This is a genomic window from Kribbella sp. NPDC050281 (assembly GCF_040655855.1).
Classification (GTDB): domain Bacteria; phylum Actinomycetota; class Actinomycetes; order Propionibacteriales; family Kribbellaceae; genus Kribbella.
The window spans coordinates 47,296-63,329 of sequence record NZ_JBFAKS010000014.1; the positions used below are offsets into that span (position 1 = coordinate 47,296).

Sequence of the window (16,034 nt, forward strand, 5' to 3'; positions counted from 1 at the left end):
GAGAGAAGCCGTCCCCACCTATCGGCTCCTACCCCGGCGGACCAGGGGCCTCCCTCACTGGCTCCTGCTCCGGTATGGCGCGAATGGAAGGAGGCCGGGACTCGCGATGCAGTGCCCGCGGTGGCTGTTCTGGATCGGCCGGACACCGCATTCGCCGGCCTCCCTCGCCCCTCTATTCCAGCCCTCGGCCACTGTCTGGATCAGGGCCAAAGGTCCCAAATCCCCCGCCACACGGCCCGCAGGATCCCGGCGTACGACGATCCGCGGGCCTGCGTGGGACGCTGAGACATGCGGATCGTGATCGCGCTCGGGGGGAATGCGTTGCTGCGGCGGGGCGAACGGCCCGATGCGGACATCCAGATCGCCCGGCTGGCCGCCACAGCTCCGTCGCTGGCCGCGATCGCGGCCGAACACGACGTGCTCATTGTCCATGGCAACGGCCCGCAGGTCGGCCTGCTGGCGTTGGAGAGTACGGCGGACACCGAACTGTCGAGGCCGTACCCACTCAGCGATCTCGTCGCCGAGACACAGGGCGTGATCGGGTACTGGATCCAGCAAGCGCTGAGCAACGCCGGGCTCACCCGCCCGGCCGTCACGCTCGTCACCCAGACCGTCATCGACGCGGACGATCCGGCCTTCGGCATCCCGACGAAGTACGTCGGCAGCGGCTACCCCGAGGACGACGCGCGCAAGCTTGCCCTCACCAACGGATGGTCGGTCCGGCCGGACGGCGCGCAGTGGCGCCGCGTGGTCCCGTCGCCGGTGCCGCGGCGAGTGGTGGAACTCGACGCCGCCGAACTCCTGCTGCGCAGTGGTGTCACCGTGATCCTCGGAGGCGGTGGCGGTGTACCGGTGGTCGAGGACGGCGGCCGTCTTCGCGGAGTCGAGGCTGTCGTCGACAAGGACCTCACCGCGGCCCTCATCGCGACCGAGTTGCGGGCGGACCTGCTCGTGATGCTCACCGACGTGGACGCTGTCTACCTCGACTACGGCACACCGGCTCAACGACCGTTGCGCGACGTCAGCACCGCGGACCTCGCGGCCGTCACGTTCTCCGCCGGGTCGATGGGCCCCAAGGTCACGGCCGCCCGGCGCTTCGCGGAGGGGACGAAGGGCCGGGCGGCCATCGGGTCACTCGACGACGCCACTGCCGTGATCGCGGGCACCGCCGGGACCCAGATCGCGCTCTGACCGGATCAGGCCGCGCGACCGGCCTTGAGTGCCGCCGCCGTCTCGACGGCGCGGCGCGCCTGGTACCGCGCCGCTTCGAGGTGGACATCGTCGACCGGTCCGTCTCCGGTCACGTGCGACGTGCCGTAGGGGTTGCCGGTCTTGTACTGGATCTCGTCGGTGTAGCCAGGCGGCACGATGATCCCGCCCCAGTGGTAGAAGACGTTCGACAGCGAGAGGATCGTCGACTCCTGCCCGCCGTGCTTGGTGCCGCTCGCGGTGAACGCGGTGTACACCTTGTCGGCCAGCTGATTGGTAGCCCACAACGGACCGGTGCTGTCGATGAACGCCTTGAGCTGCGCGGACGGCGTACCGAAGCGGGTCGGCGTGCCGAACAGCACCACGTCAGCCCAGGCGATGTCGTCCAGCACGGCCTCGGGTACGTCGGCGGTGGCGTCCAGGTGCTCACGCCACTCCGGTCTGGAGTTGACCGCCTCGAACGGCGCGTTCTCTCTGACCTTGCGGAACCGGATCACGGCGCCGGCCTTCTCCGCGCCTTCGAACGCGGCCTGGGCGAGCGTGTGCACAGTGCCGGTGGCGCTGTAGTAGATGATCGCGGCCTTCACGGGTTCCATCAGAAACGGGGTCCTTCCAGTGCTCAGGGGGTCAGGGTTGGAGGTCCAGCAGGGCTTTGCCGGTCGGGAAGTCGACCGGCACCGACACCTGGTCGTGCACGATCAGCCAGGCGCCGTCGAGCTTGCGGAAACAGGCCGTCCAGCGGACCCAGTAGTCGGTCGGAGCGCCGCTGCGCAACGTGCCGCTGATGTGGTTCAGGCTGTACACGACGGCCAGATCGCCGCTGACCAGCACGGTCAGGTCCCGCACCTCGTAGCTGGGTGGCTCCTGGTACGCCGCGAAGACGTTCACCCAGTTCTGCGACTTCTTCTCGGCGCCCAGGTGCCGCAGCGGCGGTTCGATGTCGAACGAGACGAGATTCGGCGCGAACATCGTCTTGAGTCCGTCGAGGTCACCTGCCTGGACCGACGCGACCAACGTGTCGATCCGTTGCCGGATGTCTACCTCGTCTACCGCGTTCTGTGTGGTCATGATCGGTACGACGAGACAGCCCGGCGAAGTGTGAGCTCACACTTCGCCTGCCTGCCTCGTCGGACCCAGTGAAGGGCACAGTGAAGGCAGCAGACGTCGAAGGGAGCACCATGACCGGGTCGGATCCGAGCCTGAGCGCGATCATGAGCGAGCGGCGGCAGCTGATCAACCTCGCCTACCGGCTGCTGGGCTCACTGGCCGACGCCGAGGACGTCGTCCAGGACACCTATGCCCGGTGGTACGCGATGTCCCGCGAGGAGCAGGACGCGATCGACAACCCGGCCGCCTGGCTGACCAAGGTCGCCAGCCGCATCTGCCTCGACCTGCTCCGATCGGCCCGCGCCCGGCGCGAGCGGTACGTCGGCGAGTGGGTCCCGGAGCCGGTGCCCGACCAGGCCGAGTGGCTCGGCGCTCAGCCGGGCGGCGACCCGGCCGATCGCGTCACACTGGACGAATCCGTCAACATGGCGTTCCTGGTCCTGCTGGACTCGATGACCCCGGCCGAGCGGGTGGCGTTCATCCTGCACGACGTCTTCCGCTATCCGTTCCCCGAGGTGGCCGAGATCGTCGGCCGGACGCCGGCGGCCTGCCGGCAGCTGGCCTCATCGGCACGCAGGCGGATCAGTACGGCGCAGAGCCCGACGGCACCCACCAAGCAACAGGCCGAGATCGTCCGCGACTTCAAGGCAGCCTGGGCGGCCAAGGACATCCAGACGCTGATCACGCTGCTCGATCCCGACGTGGTCGCGATCGGCGACGGTGGCGGCGTGGTCACGGCCGCTCCGCACCCCGTTCACGGTGGCACGCAGGTCGCGCAGTACTTCGCCGATCTGGTCGACCGCGCGCACGGGCTGGTCGTTCTGGAGCGGACCGTCAACGGCCAGCCGGGGCTGGTCATCCAGCGCGAGGGCGTCACCGAGACCGTCATCGCGTTCGACATCGCCGACGACCGCATCAAGCACATCTGGGCGGTCCGCAACCCGGAGAAGCTCCGCCCCTGGACAACCTGAACGACGGCGGTCGGCTACCGAGGCACAGGTACGACGGTGTAGCCGCAGGCCCGGATCGCGGCGAAGCTCTGTGCCCGGGCCTCGGCCGAGCCGAAGCTCGCCACCACCCGCTTGGTCTCCAGGTCGAACTCCGGCGGCGCGACCCCGAACTCGCCGACCGCCTTGGTGATGGTCCGGATGCAGTGCTGACACGTCATGTCCGGCACCTCGAACACCTCGCCCTGGCCGTCCACGCTGCCGGTCTCCTCCGAGTCCTCGACGGCGACCGTCACGACCTTCAGCAGGCGCGTGAACACGTCGACGAACGAGTTGGCGACCTGGGTCACCAGACTGACGCGGCGCCCGTCGACGGAATGTGCGGCGTGCGCGAGGCATCGCGGTTGCTCACCGGATCCGAGTGCGACGTACTGCGCTGCGCTCGGATCGCTGTCGTCGGAGGCGCGGGCGGCCTCGATGCGGGCTTCCTTCATCTCCCGCAGCGCCGCGACCGTGTCGGCCGAGTAGGTCATGCGGCCACCGAAGCAGACCAACTGCACCGGGATCAGACCGCGCCGATACGTCGACGCCTGGAGACCCCAGTGCCAGGTCCCGGCCACGGTGTTGAAGATCCCGCTGTCCCGCAGCGCCTCCGCGAACCCGGCCGGCTCGTCGTACGGCGTCGTACCCGCGAGATAGGCGTGCTGGGTGAGGACCCGCGCGGCGGCGTCGACTCCTGTCCGCAGGATCTCGGCCGGCACCTTGTCCGTGGTGATGGCAGCCAGCAGGTCCGCCTGCACCGAGTCGATGGCCTCGGCACGCTCCGTCACCCGAGCGTCCGCCCGCAACCTCGCCCACAAGGCCAACGTTGCTTCCCGCGCAACGATCGGGACTACCGGACCGAGTGATCCACAGTGGGCGACGTTCGTCACGCCCTCACTGTCGACCCAGGTCACCCGATGTGAGGCACTCGTGACCAGCTTCGGCGGGCACGGCCACAACCTGCTCCGGACGAACTCGGCCTGGTCGGTGCTGGAGGCAACCGACTCCACCGTGCAGGTGAGCCGCAACGGTGCCGTCGTGACGGGCACTGGTTCGTCGAAGACGTCGTACGCGAGTTCCGTCAGCAACCGCGCGACGCCACTGCGTGCGGCAAGGGCAGGTTCATCGATCACCACAGAGCTCCTCGCCTCGGCGGCACGGGCTCTTCCGATGCTAGGAACCAGTCACGCTCCGGCGTCGTCGCCGACGGCGTGTCGCCGCACGATCCACGACCGTCTGCGACGACCGGATTACCCAGCAAGCGGCTGATCCCCTTGAAAACAAGGCGTTTCGGGGCACAGGGCGACAGGCACAGCGCGGGCAGTGATAGTTGCCCACTTTCCTTGGTTCCTGGTCGGGCCGTAGGCATGATGGGCCGGGCGGTGGCTTCGCTACTTGTCATGGGGGAAATACATGTCTGTTCGTCACACCATCAATGCCGCGGTCAACAAGTCTCTTCGGCCCACGGGATTCCAACTCGTCCGGGGCCACAGCGCCGATCCGGCGATCAGTGCGTTCCTGCCCGCCAAGCGCATCGTCAAACAGGCCGACCGGGCCGGCCAGTCGGTCGGCGACTTCCTCGACAGCTACAGCGCGGAGCCCGGCGCCACCGCGGAGACGGTCGAGGCCATGCTCGAACTCAGTGGTCTCACGACCGCGGAGCGCGTCTGCGAGATCGGGCCTGGCTCGGGCCGCTACTCGACCAGAATCCTGTCGGCCCTCCGGCCGAGCTCGTACGAGGTGTACGAGACCGCACCGGACTGGATCGCCTACCTTCGCCGGGAACTGCCTGATCTCGTCTTCAAGCCGGCGGACGGCAAAACCCTGGGGTCGACACCTTCGGCCTCGGTCGACCTCGTGCACACACACAAACTGCTCAGCTACATCCCGTTCGCGACCGCACTCGGCTACCTCGACGAGATGGCGCGGGTGGTCCGCTCCGGCGGCACGGTCGCGTTCGACATGGTCACCGACGACTGCCTGGACGACTCGACCACCAAGGTCTGGCTGACCGAACCGGACCGGATGACCATCTACTCGGTCGCCCCGCGAACCTGGCTGGCCGGCTTCCTGGCCCAGCGCGACCTCACCCTGGTCGGCAGCCGCTTCGTCCCGCTCAGCGGCGGCCGCACCGAACTCCTGGTCTTCCGCCGCAACTGACCGATCCGCGGGTGTCGTAAACCGGTCGGTGCCGATCGTCTCCTGAGTGAAACCCACTCACAACCAGGGAGACGACCATGCAACCGACCGTGAACATCCTGGACATCGCGGTGTCCGATCTCGGCGCGGCCATCGAGTTCTACAAGCGGCTCGGGCTCGACTTCGTCCGGGACCACTACATGCCCGACGACCACGCCGGCTGCGACCTGCCCAACGGCGTACACCTGATGCTCGACACCGACGAGATGCGCGCCAAGATCACCGCGCGCTGGACGCCGCCGAGCCAGGGGCGGATGTTCCTCGCGTTCGAGTTCGAGACGGCGGCCGAGGTCGATGCGGCGTACGCCGAGTTGACCGCCGACGGAGTCACCGGGCTGCAGGAGCCGTACGACGCACCGTGGGGCATGCGGTACGCCACGGTCACCGACCCGTCCGGGAACGGCATCGACCTGTACGCCAACCTCCCGGCGAGCTGACCCGCGACCGGCCAGACTGATCCCAGGAGGTGGTGCAGTGAAGTACGTTCTCATGTTCGTCGACACCCCGGAGTTCACCAAGGAGGTCGAGGCGATGAGCGCGGCCGAACTGGAGGCGGCGTACGGGCGGGTGAACCAGTGGTTCATCGACAACGCGGACCGGATCAGTGCCCGGACCGGCAAGCTGCAGGGTGCGGCAACGGCGACCACGGTCCGGCTGGACGGGCCGGAGCCGGTGACGACCGACGGGCCGTTCATCGAGGGCAAGGAAGTGATCTCGGGGGTGATCGAGATCGATGTCGCGGACCTGGACGAGGCGCTGCGGATGGTGAAGACCTGGCCGGCCTGCCCGGTGATCGAGATCCGCCCCGTGGAGTCATGACTCTGCTTTTGGCCGGGCCTCCGGCGCCGGCAGGGTCATGGGGCCTTGGCTCCCGGTCTTCCCTCGTCACTCCGGTCGCTTCGCTCTCTACGCTCCTCAGTCCAGACCGGGAGGCCCCATGACCGGCGACCCGACTGCCGACGAGTTGGCCCGGGTGGTGCGTGAGCACGCGGGCCGGCTCGCGGCGTCGCTGATGTCGCTGCTGGGCGACTTCTCCGCCGCCGAGGATCTCGTCCAGGATGCTGTCGAGAGTGCGCTGCGGCGGTGGCCCGAGGAGGGCATCCCGGACCGGCCCGACGGGTGGCTGTTCACCGTGGCCCGGCGCCGCGGCCTCGACGTACTGCGGCGGCAGGAGAACTATCGGACCAAGCTGGCGCAGCTGCAGTGGCCGGTGCGGCCTGAGCCGGATGACCGGCTGCGGCTCATCTTCACGTGCTGCCACCCCGCGCTGGCCAGGGAGGCTCAGATTGCGCTGACTCTCCGAGTCGTCTGTGGTCTGACGACGGCGCAGATCGCCGCTGCGTTCGTCGTACCGGAAACCACCGTGGCGCAGCGGATCACCCGGGCGAAGCGGAAGATCGCGGACGCCGGGATCCCGTACCGCATTCCCCGTGACGACGAGCTCGGCGAACGGTTGAGCGAAGTACTGACCGTCATCTATCTGCTCTTCAACGAGGGCTATCTGTCCAGCACCGCCGAGCAGGCGCATTCGCGTGACCTCGTCGACGACGCGGAGTGGCTGACCGCACTACTGGCCGGGCTCCTGCCGAACGAGCCTGAGGTGACGGGCCTGCTCGTACTGATCCGGCTCCACCGTGCTCGGGTCGCCGCCCGTTTCACTGCTGACGGTCAGATTGTCCTACTCCAAGACCAGGATCGGTCGCGGTGGGACCATGCCGCGATCGCCGACGCGACCGCCCTGCTGATGCGGACCGCGCGCAGGCACCACTCCCCCGGGCCGTATCAACTCCAGGCGGCCATCGCCGCCTGCCACTGCGAGGCGGCCACGTGGGCCGAGACGGACTGGGAGCAGATCCTCGTTCTCTACAACATGCTGCTTCGCCTGCAGCCGAACGCCGTCACCCGTCTGCATCGCTCAGTCGCCGTGCGGTACGTCGAGGGCGTGGAGCCGGCCTTGGCGGAGCTCGAGGAACTGGAGGGCGCACTCGGGAAGTACGCGCTGTTCCACGCCACCCGCGCCGAACTGCTTCGCGCGGCGGGACGCCCGTCCGAGGCTCATGACGCCGACCAGCAGGCGGTGGTGTTCACCGCCAACCCGGCGCAACTGAACCTCCTCCACGACCGTCTGAGCTCCTGACGGCCTGTCGTCAGTCCGCGTCGCTCCGCCGGACGATGGTCGGGTCGCGCCGCCCTCGGCCGACATCGATGCCCTTGTTCTGCATCCGCAGCCCGATCGACAGCGCCCGTACGCCGGTCGCGCCGAAGAAGCCGAGTTTGTACGACTCCCCCGGCGCCCCGGCTTCCCAGTACGGAACGTTCAGTTCGCCGTACTTGATGTAGTAGACCTCCGGCTCCGCGCCGGCCGCGATCCGCGCCGCGTCCTGAGCACAGGCCGGCACCTTCCGCGTGCCACGCCCCGGCGGCGTCCACAGGACATCGCCGGTCGACGGTCCGTGCCGCGGATCGAAGAAGCACGGGACCCGCCGCTCAGGAACCGGCTGCCCGGCGAGCCTGGCCTCCACACACGCCAGCGCATAGCGCCCGTCGGTCAAGGTATCGACGATCGCGCTGATCCCTTCCGGAGCAGCAATCCGCGGCGCCGCGGTCTTGGCCTTCTCGTAGGCGTCGAGCGCGGTCTGGTAGTCGTGGTGCGTCGCGTCGTCCAGCTTGGTGCCGTCGAGCGTCGTCCCGAACCGTGTCAACTGCTCTCCGAAGTGGGTAACGTCGTCCTCGGCGAGTTGCCGTACCCGCTCGACCTCGAGCGCCCGCCCGGCCCGCGCCACCCGCCGCGCGCGAAAGTACGCCAGCGCACCGGCAAGCCCGCCGCAGGCGATCAAGGCGACTATCCACTCCATCTACCGATGATAGGACGCAAGCCCCAACAGCCGCCGCGCTCAACTGGTGGACGGCGCGGAACTTCCGGGGGTGGTCGGCAGTTGAGTGAATGGGCGTTTACCGGTGGTGAGACGAGGAGAGTCATGGCAAGGCGTGTCGAGCAGAAGGCTCGGGCTCGGGACAGGATCGCAGCGCAGCAGGCTGCACAGGCGCGGGCTGAGCGGCGCCGGCGGTTGCTGCTCGCGGCGGGTGCGGTGACGGTTGTGGTCATCGTGGTCGCCGGTCTGGTGATCATCCGGCTGGCCGGCGGCGGGAAGGACAACACCGCGACCGGGCCGTCCGGTGCCGCCGACTCGCAGATCATGAGCGCGCTGACGTCCGTCCCCGACTCGACGTTCACCGAGGTCGGCACCGACGCCGTGCAGGGCGGTCCGGCGGCGATCACGGCCCCGCCGCTGACCGCGGGCGGGAAGCCGAAGGTGCTCTACATCGGTGCCGAGTACTGCCCGTTCTGCGCCGCCGAGCGCTGGCCTGTCACGGTCGCACTCTCGCGGTTCGGGACTTTCAGCAACCTCGGTACGACGCACTCGTCGGCCAGTGACGTCTTCCCGAACACCCCGACCCTGTCGTTCCACGGAGCGAAGTACACGAGTCAGTACCTGACCTTCACCGGCGTCGAGACGACCACGAACCAGCAGGTCAACGGGCAGTACGCCCCACTGGACACCCCGACGGCCGAGGACCAGAAGACGTTCGACACCTACAACGCGCCGCCGTACGTCAAGGAGGGGGGCTCCATCCCCTTCGTCGACCTCGGCGGGAAGTTCGTCGCCTCGGGCGCGTCGTACAGTCCGGAGATCCTGGCCGGGAAGACGCAGGCCGAGGTCGCGGCCGCGCTGAAGGATCCGTCCAGCCCGATCGCGAAGGCGATCATCGGCTCCTCCAACCTGTACACCGCCGCTCTCTGCCAGGTCACCGGCAACCAGCCTTCCAACGTGTGCTCGAGCGCCGCCGTTACCGCGGCCGCCGGCAAGCTCGGGAAGAGCTGAGACGTGAGCAAGACTGCGGGGACAGAGCAACAATCCGAGCAGGTCGCACCGCTGGGATGGTTGCCCTGGACAACCTTGGGACTGTCGATCGCAGGCGTCGCGGTCGCGGCGTACCTGACCTATGAGCACTTCACCGCCGGGTCGACGCTCGCCTGCCCGGACACCGGCGTGGTCAACTGCCTGAAGGTCACGTCGAGCGAGTACTCAGCCGTCTTCGGCATCCCAGTCGCGCTTCTGGGACTCGGCTTCTTCGTCGCGATGACTGTCCTGTGCCTGCCGCAGATGTGGCGCTCCACATCGCCGTGGCCCGGCCGAGTGCGCCTCGCCGCGGTCGTTGTCGGAGTGCTGTTCGTCTTCTACCTCGTCTGGGCCGAGCTCTTCCAGATCGACGCGATCTGCCTGTGGTGCACAGTCGTCCACGCGTTGACCCTCGTGCTGTTCGGGCTGGTCGTCGTACGGGAGGCGCTGGCGCCGACCAGCACCTGAGCCGTGCTGTCTACGTTCGCCCGGGGCCGGGTACCGGTCGGTCATGCGATGGTTTCGGCTTCGGGCGCTGTTGACGGTCAATCTGGTGCTGTTCTTCGTGTTCCTAATCGGCCTCGTTCTCACCGGTCACGCGCAGGACAACGCTGAGCTCACCGATCACGGGCAGCCGACCGAGACCCTGGGCCAGTACGTCGGTTCGTCGTCCTTCGGCGAGGCGGTATTCGAGAACTGGGAGTCCGAATTCCTGCAGATGGGCATGTACGTCCTGCTTACCGCCTACCTGGTACAGAAGGGCTCGGCTGAGTCCCGCCCGATCGACGAGCCCACACCCCAGGACGCAGACCCACGGGATCACCGCACCGATCGTGAGGCACCCTGGCCGGTACGACACGGGTCGCCGGTGGTGCTGAAGCTGTACGAGAACTCCTTGGCGATCGCGTTCGGGCTCGTGTTCCTGCTGTCGTTCTGGCTGCATGCGGTCACCGGTGCGGCGTCGTACAGTCAGGAGCAGGAGCTGCACGGCGGTAGGGCGGTGACGACGTGGCAGTATCTGGGGACGTCACAGTTCTGGTACGAGTCGTTCCAGAACTGGCAGAGCGAGTTCCTCGCCGTGGCGGCCATTGTCGGTGGGTCCATCTACCTGCGTCAGCGCCGCTCGGCCCAGTCGAAGCCGGTCCACGCACCGCACTCGGCCACGGGAGGCTGACGTGAACGACTTCACCGGCGCCGCACAGTGGGTTCCGCGCGACGGCGGGATGCGCAAGGTCACGGCGACGCTCCCGGACTGCCGCGGCTGCGACCTGCACGAGTACGCCGAACAGGTCGTGCCGGGCGAAGGGCGGGTCCGCGCCCGGATGATGCTGATCGGGGAACAACCCGGCGACGTGGAGGACAAAGAGGGGCACGTCTTCGTCGGTCCTGCCGGCCGGCTGCTGGACAAGGCGTTGGTCGAGGCGGGGATCGAGCGCTCCGAGGTGTTCCTGACCAACGCGGTCAAGCATTTCCGGTTCGAACGCCAGGGCAAGCGCCGGATCCACAAGACCCCGTCGGCCGGTCAGATCGTTGCCTGCCGCCCCTGGTTGGACCGCGAACTGGAGATCGTGAAGCCCGAGCTCGTCGTCATCCTCGGCGCCGTCGCCGCCCGCGCCCTGCTCGGCTCCGGCTTCAAAGTCACCGAACGCCGAGGCTCGCCTGTGCAACTTCCCGACGGCCAAGCCGCAGTGGCGACGGTTCATCCGTCAGCCGTCGTACGCTCCCAGGAATTCCGCCGCGACTTCGCCCATTTCGTCGACGACCTCCGCGCCGCCCTCGCCCTACTGGGCTGAGCTACCTGCCGACTGCCTTGGCGAGTTGGGCCTTGGTCATCTTGGAGCGGCCCTTGATGTTCTTGTGCTTGGCCTCGTTGTAGAGCTGTTCCTTGGTCCGGCCCTTCGAGCCGCTGTGCGAGCGGAGTCCGCCGCGGCGGCCCGACGAGATGTCGTGGGTCGACGTACGGCTCTTCTCCTTGGCCTCGCCGGAGCGGGCGCGTTCCTTGTTCACGGTCCGCGCGGCGATCTCCTCCGCGGTGTCCTCGCTGCGGCCACGCTTCTTCAGGCCGGACTTGATGTGCTCGTACTGCCGTTCGCGCTTGGCGTTCGATCCTGCGGGCATGATCCGCTCCTTCCGACGCTCCGGCCGGTACCCCGACAGCTCTCACCCAATCAGCCGCGTGCATGGATGGAACGGGATCGGGCACTCGGCGGGTAAATCAAACGATCGGAGTACGACGTGAAGATCGGCTACTTCCTGTCCAGTGAGGAGTACACGCCGGCACAGTTGATCGAGCAGGCGCGGCTGGCCGAAGACGCCGGGTTCGACGGACTGTGGATCAGTGACCACTTCCATCCGTGGAACGACGAACAGGGTCAGAGCGCGTTCGTCTGGTCCACCATCGGCGCGATCTCCCAGGTCTGCGAGCTCCCGGTGACCACTGCGGTGACGTGTCCGACGGTGCGGATCCATCCCGCGATCATCGCGCAGGCGGCCGCGACCAGCGCCGTACTGCTGAACGGGCGGTTCCAGCTCGGCGTCGGAACCGGCGAGGCCCTGAACGAGCATGTGCTCGGGTCGGTCTGGCCGACGGTCGGCGTACGGCTGGAGATGCTTGAGGAGGCGGTCGAGATCATGCGCCGGCTGTGGACAGAGGAGGGTTTCGTCTCGCACCACGGCAAGCACTACACGGTCGACACAGCCCGGATCTACACCCGGCCGGAGGCGCCGCTCCCCATCTACATGTCCGGATTCGGGCCGGAGGCAACCGATGTTGCGGCGCGGATCGCGGACGGATACATCACCACCACGCCGGACCGTGAACTGCTGCAGCGGTTCCGCGACAACGGCGGTGGGGACAAGCCGGCGCAGGCCGGGTTCAAGGTCAGCTACGCGCCGACCGAGGAAGAAGGCATCGAGCAGGCGCACCGGATCTGGGGCAACTCCGGCCTGCCGGGCGAGCTATCCCAGGTGCTCCCATCACCCCGGCACTTCGAGCAGGCGAGCCAACTCGTCACGAAGGAATCGACGGCGCAGTCCGTCACCTGCGGATCCAAGGCAGACACACATGTCGAGGCGTTCATGCCATACGTCGACGCCGGCTTCGACGAGATCTACGTCGCCAACATGGGCCCGCACTCCGTCGACATGATGAACCTCTACCGCACCGAAGTACTCCCCGAACTCCGCCGCCGCACCTGAGCCCGCAGCAAGTTCCGGCCGTACAAACCAACAGGTAGTGCACCTCCGAGACACCGTACACAGAACGCACGCCCGCTCAACCGCACTACCCGTCACCCCAACACCTCCTGTCCACCTGCACGCCACAAGCCGCCCGCTGACCTCGGTCGCCGGTTTGTCGGAGGCTGCTTCTAGGCTCTCGCCATGGCTGAACCGCCTCGCCTTGTGATCACCCCGGACGGCCCGTACTCGATCACCTCTGCCGACGCGGTGACCGTGCTCTTCGCGCGCTCACGCTCCGACTACTCCACCGGTCGTCTCACGCCCGACGCTCCTGCCGACGCGGTGCTCTTGTGCCGGTGCGGACGCTCGGGCTCCCCGCCGAACTGCGACGAGACCTGCGAGCGTTCAGGCTTCCAAGCGGATCCGGCCGGGCGTGGCCCGGACACATCGCGCGAGGCCGGCGTCCAGCCCCGGCTCGCGTTCGTGGAGAACGGACCGATCATGGTGGCCGGGATGGATGTGGTCCACGAGGACGGCTCAGTCACCTCGCTGACTGACCACGAGGCGCCGATGTGCCGGTGTGGTGCGTCGAACGACAAGCCGTGGTGCGACTTCAGCCACCGTGTCGTCAGGTTTTGCAGCCAGAAGCGCTGACTCAGTCGGTGATCGGGAGCGCGTGTGCCTCGGGGTAGCCGGTGGCGGCTAGGCGGTTGAGGGTCTTCTCGAGTACGGCGGTGTCTTCGAGGGTGCGTACTTCGGTGATCTTGCCCCACCGGAGGCGGAGGAACTGGTGTACGACGTTCTGGTAGTGCGTGCCGTCGACGACGCCCACGTGGACCGTGACCGCGGTCGCGACTCGCGTGTTCCACGGCCACCCTGCGACCACGACGTCTTGTACGTCGAACCGGGTGTCCGGGAGCAAGCGGAAGCAGCGCTCCCACCAGCGCCGCAATGCATCGTGCGTGTGCCGTTCACCGCCCAACGCGTGATCACCGTAGAACCGGTAGGTGAAGGCCGGCGCCATCCCCGCGACCATGGCCTCCCAGTTCCCGGCACTGATCTCCGCGAACGCCTTCCGCACCTGCGCCGCCACGATCCGGTGATACATGCCCCGCTCCCCTCTCGTCGGCCGTCGCCTCCACCGTAGATATGGTGAGTTCAATACCGCAACTGACTAGAGTGGTGACATGCGGAACACCAGCTTCGCCTCGATGCACTGCTCGCTCGCCCAGTCCCTCGAAGTCATCGGCGACTGGTGGACCCCCTTGGTACTGCGCGACCTCTACCTCGGCCTGAACCGCTTCGACGAGTTCGTCACCGACCTCGGCATTTCGCGCAATCTGCTCACCGACCGGCTCACCACCCTGATGAACGGCGGCCTCGTCGTCCGTACGCCGTACCAGGACAACCCGGTCCGCTACACCTACGCCCTTACCGAAGCCGGCCGCGAACTCATCCCGATCCTGATGGCTCTCACCGCCTGGGGTGACCGCTGGGCCACTCCACCGGCCGGGCAACCGCTCCACTTCACCCACAGCATCTGCGGGCACCGCACGACCCCAACAGTCACCTGCTCGGAATGCGGCGGCCCTCTCACCGCCGCCGACGTCTCGCCGTCCCCGGGCCCGGGCGGCCGAACAGCGCCCGGCACCGCCCTCATCGCCACAGCGCTCACCGATCCTGGGCGTTAGGCAGGCGTTGCGCCGCCGCTTGCGCGCCACTCGAGGGCTTCGGGCAGGTCGTGGTACTCGAGGAGGTGCTGACCCGCGATCCGGGCCAGTTCGTCACGGACCTCGGCAGGAGTCGCATAGAAGTACTCGCGCCGCAGGTTGACCTTGTTGACGCGCTTCTCCGCGAACGCCGCATGGAGTCCACCCTCCAGGCCGAGCGCGTCCTCGCTGAAGATGATCGCGTGGACGTCGAACCGGAACGGAACCGACGCGTCGCCCAACTCGCGGACCCGGTCCAGCGGATCGAGTCGCCGCGTCATGCCGATCTTGATCATGTTCTGACCGAACGAACCGAGGTTCGAGATGATGTAGACGTAGCCGGCCCGGATGTTCGCCTCGCGCTCCTCGACGCCGGCGATCGACGATTCGATCTCGGCGATCTGCGCCTGGAGTTGGTCGATCGCGGCCGTATCACCTGTCGCTTGCACCCGAGCCAGGGCGGTCTCGTAGTGCGACCGTTCCTTCAGCAGCCTCGACTTCTCCCGCTCGAACTCGCGCCGCGCGGCTTCCTCCTCGCGCTGCTGCTCGCGCTGCGCGCGAATGCGTTCCTTCTCCTCATCGACCTTCGAGAGGTAGTCGGCAGTCAAGAGGACCTCGTCGACTCGCAGCGCGTGGTAGTCCTCGCTGATCCTGATGTTCATGCTCTGACCCAGCCGCGCGATGGAATCGCGAGCCTTGGACAGACGCTCGACACTCGACGCCCGGCGATGTGGCCGGACTGTCCGGACACAGTTGTCCGCCTCGGCGTTGTACGCGCGCAGCATCAGCTTGGAGATCTCGCGAACCATCTTGGCGCCCTCACGCGCCGAGTTGTTGACCTGCCAGGTCGTCGAGGCCGTGACCGCGCCGTCGGCTCGCGCGAGAGCCTTGTACTGGTCCTTCAGCTCGGCCAGCCGCGCCTTGTAGGCAACCGCGTCCTCCAACGGATGCGAGTACTCGTAGATGCCCACCTCCTGCAGCATCGCAACCTCGTTGGTCTCGATGACCTCTTGCCGTACGGCGGTCAGCTCGGCCTGAGCGTTGGACACATCCTGTCGGGCACTGCCCAGCGCAGACTGCACCTGACCGAACTCGTCGCGCAGGCGGTCCGTCTCGGCAGCGATGGTCAGCGCATCCATCCCACCGAGCTGATCCACCAGGTGGTGCAGACGCTCGACCTCGTTCTCCAGGCGCTTCTTCCCGCCGAACAACCCGCGTCCCTCGCGGCGGCCCGGAATGTCGAGTCCGACCGCCTCAGCTGGAGCGGTCTGCTGTTCCGCGTGCTCGGTCCGCGCCGCATGCCTCGCGCGTACCGCAACCGGACTCCGCAGCGGAGGTTCCGGTACGGCGCTCGCGTGCGATCCGACGGGCACATTCTCGACCCACAGCTGCCACCCAGGCGGGGCCGGCGGCCAACTCGGGTCGGGTTCCCAACCCGGCTCAGGGACGAAGCCGGCCGGCGGGCTGGGCCAGTTCGGCGGCGGGTTGAATCGATACGACATGCAGCACGCTCCCCCACGTCAGACACGTCACGACCAGACGGCCGCCCCGCGGGCCTCACACCAGCCTCGCCCTCCCCGGCAAGGCCACCCACGCAAGCCCATATCGCTGTAAGACACGAATCCGTTACATCTCGCCACCCCGCGCAGCGCTCGTCAGACGATCCGGATCGGAACTTTACCGAGGGTGAACAGCCGTGGCCGCGGACGCAGGCTACTATTGGGAGAGCACCGAACATC

General features: G+C 67.7%; 20 protein-coding genes. 13 read left to right on the forward strand and 7 right to left on the reverse strand.

Annotated elements, in window-relative coordinates; genetic code table 11:
* Positions 1-288: 288 nt before the first annotated feature.
* The gene (locus AB0I34_RS17150; protein ID WP_360445994.1) at positions 289-1,191 is read left to right on the forward strand and encodes a carbamate kinase; all 903 of its coding nucleotides are present in this window, start codon (positions 289-291) and stop codon (positions 1,189-1,191) included.
* A gap of 5 nt (positions 1,192-1,196) precedes the next feature.
* On the opposite strand, the gene wrbA is transcribed toward AB0I34_RS17150, so the two are convergent.
* Together wrbA and AB0I34_RS17160 are read right to left on the reverse strand one after the other, a co-directional pair.
* Positions 1,197-1,805 (reverse strand): NAD(P)H:quinone oxidoreductase, encoded by a 609-nt coding sequence (gene wrbA, locus AB0I34_RS17155; RefSeq protein WP_360445996.1) that lies wholly within the window; start codon positions 1,803-1,805, stop codon positions 1,197-1,199.
* A 31-nt stretch (positions 1,806-1,836) separates the two neighbouring features.
* A complete protein-coding gene (locus AB0I34_RS17160; protein ID WP_360445998.1) occupies positions 1,837-2,277 on the reverse strand; it encodes a nuclear transport factor 2 family protein in 441 nt (146 codons plus the stop codon).
* 110 nt (positions 2,278-2,387) lie between these two features.
* Here AB0I34_RS17160 and sigJ point away from each other — a divergent pair, with 110 nt between their 5' ends.
* Positions 2,388-3,287: an RNA polymerase sigma factor SigJ gene (gene sigJ / locus AB0I34_RS17165; RefSeq protein ID WP_360446000.1), complete on the forward strand. Its 900-nt coding sequence runs from the start codon at positions 2,388-2,390 to the stop codon at positions 3,285-3,287.
* A gap of 14 nt (positions 3,288-3,301) precedes the next feature.
* On the opposite strand, the gene AB0I34_RS17170 is transcribed toward sigJ, so the two are convergent.
* Positions 3,302-4,438 carry a cation transporter gene (locus AB0I34_RS17170; protein WP_360446002.1) on the reverse strand — a complete coding sequence of 379 codons (1,137 nt, stop codon included), beginning with the start codon at positions 4,436-4,438 and terminating at the stop codon, positions 3,302-3,304.
* Between the two features lie 280 nt (positions 4,439-4,718).
* On the opposite strand from AB0I34_RS17170, the gene AB0I34_RS17175 reads away from it, so the two are divergent.
* The 4 genes from AB0I34_RS17175 (at position 4,719) to AB0I34_RS17190 (ending at position 7,641) form a co-directional block, all read left to right on the forward strand.
* Positions 4,719-5,465: a class I SAM-dependent methyltransferase gene (locus AB0I34_RS17175; protein WP_360446003.1), complete on the forward strand. Its 747-nt coding sequence runs from the start codon at positions 4,719-4,721 to the stop codon at positions 5,463-5,465.
* Positions 5,466-5,542: 77 nt separating this feature from the next.
* Positions 5,543-5,941 (forward strand): VOC family protein, encoded by a 399-nt coding sequence (locus AB0I34_RS17180; RefSeq protein ID WP_360446005.1) that lies wholly within the window; start codon positions 5,543-5,545, stop codon positions 5,939-5,941.
* A gap of 37 nt (positions 5,942-5,978) precedes the next feature.
* Complete coding sequence (locus tag AB0I34_RS17185) at positions 5,979-6,323, forward strand: YciI family protein (protein ID WP_360446007.1); 345 nt, start codon at positions 5,979-5,981, stop codon at positions 6,321-6,323.
* Between the two features lie 118 nt (positions 6,324-6,441).
* Positions 6,442-7,641, forward strand: coding sequence for a sigma-70 family RNA polymerase sigma factor (locus AB0I34_RS17190; protein ID WP_360446009.1), 1,200 nt, complete (start codon positions 6,442-6,444; stop codon positions 7,639-7,641).
* Between the two features lie 10 nt (positions 7,642-7,651).
* Here the strand turns inward: AB0I34_RS17190 and AB0I34_RS17195 are convergent, their stop codons facing one another.
* Positions 7,652-8,359: a hypothetical protein gene (locus AB0I34_RS17195; RefSeq protein ID WP_360446011.1), complete on the reverse strand. Its 708-nt coding sequence runs from the start codon at positions 8,357-8,359 to the stop codon at positions 7,652-7,654.
* A gap of 123 nt (positions 8,360-8,482) precedes the next feature.
* On the opposite strand from AB0I34_RS17195, the gene AB0I34_RS17200 reads away from it, so the two are divergent.
* From AB0I34_RS17200 to AB0I34_RS17215, 4 genes are read left to right on the forward strand one after another with little or no spacing between them, the layout of a single operon-like run.
* Complete coding sequence (locus tag AB0I34_RS17200) at positions 8,483-9,388, forward strand: DUF929 family protein (RefSeq protein WP_360446012.1); 906 nt, start codon at positions 8,483-8,485, stop codon at positions 9,386-9,388.
* A gap of 3 nt (positions 9,389-9,391) precedes the next feature.
* Complete coding sequence (locus AB0I34_RS17205; protein ID WP_360446014.1) at positions 9,392-9,874, forward strand: vitamin K epoxide reductase family protein; 483 nt, start codon at positions 9,392-9,394, stop codon at positions 9,872-9,874.
* Positions 9,875-9,917: 43 nt separating this feature from the next.
* Positions 9,918-10,580, forward strand: coding sequence for a DUF6766 family protein (locus AB0I34_RS17210; RefSeq protein WP_360446016.1), 663 nt, complete (start codon positions 9,918-9,920; stop codon positions 10,578-10,580).
* Position 10,581: 1 nt separating this feature from the next.
* Complete coding sequence (locus AB0I34_RS17215) at positions 10,582-11,199, forward strand: UdgX family uracil-DNA binding protein (protein WP_360446018.1); 618 nt, start codon at positions 10,582-10,584, stop codon at positions 11,197-11,199.
* 1 nt (position 11,200) lies between these two features.
* On the opposite strand, the gene AB0I34_RS17220 is transcribed toward AB0I34_RS17215, so the two are convergent.
* Positions 11,201-11,524, reverse strand: coding sequence for a plasmid stabilization protein (locus AB0I34_RS17220; RefSeq protein WP_360446020.1), 324 nt, complete (start codon positions 11,522-11,524; stop codon positions 11,201-11,203).
* Between the two features lie 117 nt (positions 11,525-11,641).
* Here AB0I34_RS17220 and AB0I34_RS17225 point away from each other — a divergent pair, with 117 nt between their 5' ends.
* Positions 11,642-12,604 carry a TIGR03557 family F420-dependent LLM class oxidoreductase gene (locus tag AB0I34_RS17225; RefSeq protein ID WP_360446022.1) on the forward strand — a complete coding sequence of 321 codons (963 nt, stop codon included), beginning with the start codon at positions 11,642-11,644 and terminating at the stop codon, positions 12,602-12,604.
* A 183-nt stretch (positions 12,605-12,787) separates the two neighbouring features.
* The gene (locus AB0I34_RS17230) at positions 12,788-13,240 is read left to right on the forward strand and encodes a CDGSH iron-sulfur domain-containing protein (RefSeq protein WP_360446024.1); all 453 of its coding nucleotides are present in this window, start codon (positions 12,788-12,790) and stop codon (positions 13,238-13,240) included.
* 1 nt (position 13,241) lies between these two features.
* On the opposite strand, the gene AB0I34_RS17235 is transcribed toward AB0I34_RS17230, so the two are convergent.
* Complete coding sequence (locus AB0I34_RS17235; protein WP_360446026.1) at positions 13,242-13,694, reverse strand: nuclear transport factor 2 family protein; 453 nt, start codon at positions 13,692-13,694, stop codon at positions 13,242-13,244.
* A gap of 79 nt (positions 13,695-13,773) precedes the next feature.
* Between AB0I34_RS17235 and AB0I34_RS17240 the strand changes: the two genes are divergently transcribed.
* The gene (locus tag AB0I34_RS17240; protein WP_360446028.1) at positions 13,774-14,277 is read left to right on the forward strand and encodes a helix-turn-helix domain-containing protein; all 504 of its coding nucleotides are present in this window, start codon (positions 13,774-13,776) and stop codon (positions 14,275-14,277) included.
* Here the strand turns inward: AB0I34_RS17240 and AB0I34_RS17245 are convergent.
* A complete protein-coding gene (locus tag AB0I34_RS17245; RefSeq protein WP_360446030.1) occupies positions 14,274-15,797 on the reverse strand; it encodes a DUF4041 domain-containing protein in 1,524 nt (507 codons plus the stop codon). The genes AB0I34_RS17240 and AB0I34_RS17245 overlap by 4 nt on opposite strands.
* Positions 15,798-16,034: the final 237 nt, after the last annotated feature.

Excerpts from the sequence above, each read along its gene's own strand:
- AB0I34_RS17230 (WP_360446024.1), top strand. The coding sequence starts at position 12,788 with ATGGCTGAACCGCCTCGCCTTGTGATCACCCCGGACGGCCCGTACTCG.
- wrbA (WP_360445996.1), bottom strand. The coding sequence starts at position 1,805 with ATGGAACCCGTGAAGGCCGCGATCATCTACTACAGCGCCACCGGCACT.
- AB0I34_RS17175 (WP_360446003.1), top strand. The coding sequence starts at position 4,719 with ATGTCTGTTCGTCACACCATCAATGCCGCGGTCAACAAGTCTCTTCGG.
- AB0I34_RS17245 (WP_360446030.1), bottom strand. The coding sequence starts at position 15,797 with ATGTCGTATCGATTCAACCCGCCGCCGAACTGGCCCAGCCCGCCGGCC.
- AB0I34_RS17200 (WP_360446012.1), top strand. The coding sequence starts at position 8,483 with ATGGCAAGGCGTGTCGAGCAGAAGGCTCGGGCTCGGGACAGGATCGCA.
- AB0I34_RS17150 (WP_360445994.1), top strand. The coding sequence starts at position 289 with ATGCGGATCGTGATCGCGCTCGGGGGGAATGCGTTGCTGCGGCGGGGC.
- AB0I34_RS17235 (WP_360446026.1), bottom strand. The coding sequence starts at position 13,694 with ATGTATCACCGGATCGTGGCGGCGCAGGTGCGGAAGGCGTTCGCGGAG.
- AB0I34_RS17210 (WP_360446016.1), top strand. The coding sequence starts at position 9,918 with ATGCGATGGTTTCGGCTTCGGGCGCTGTTGACGGTCAATCTGGTGCTG.
- AB0I34_RS17240 (WP_360446028.1), top strand. The coding sequence starts at position 13,774 with ATGCGGAACACCAGCTTCGCCTCGATGCACTGCTCGCTCGCCCAGTCC.
- AB0I34_RS17220 (WP_360446020.1), bottom strand. The coding sequence starts at position 11,524 with ATGCCCGCAGGATCGAACGCCAAGCGCGAACGGCAGTACGAGCACATC.
- AB0I34_RS17180 (WP_360446005.1), top strand. The coding sequence starts at position 5,543 with ATGCAACCGACCGTGAACATCCTGGACATCGCGGTGTCCGATCTCGGC.
- AB0I34_RS17160 (WP_360445998.1), bottom strand. The coding sequence starts at position 2,277 with ATGACCACACAGAACGCGGTAGACGAGGTAGACATCCGGCAACGGATC.
- sigJ (WP_360446000.1), top strand. The coding sequence starts at position 2,388 with ATGACCGGGTCGGATCCGAGCCTGAGCGCGATCATGAGCGAGCGGCGG.
- AB0I34_RS17190 (WP_360446009.1), top strand. The coding sequence starts at position 6,442 with ATGACCGGCGACCCGACTGCCGACGAGTTGGCCCGGGTGGTGCGTGAG.
- AB0I34_RS17195 (WP_360446011.1), bottom strand. The coding sequence starts at position 8,359 with ATGGAGTGGATAGTCGCCTTGATCGCCTGCGGCGGGCTTGCCGGTGCG.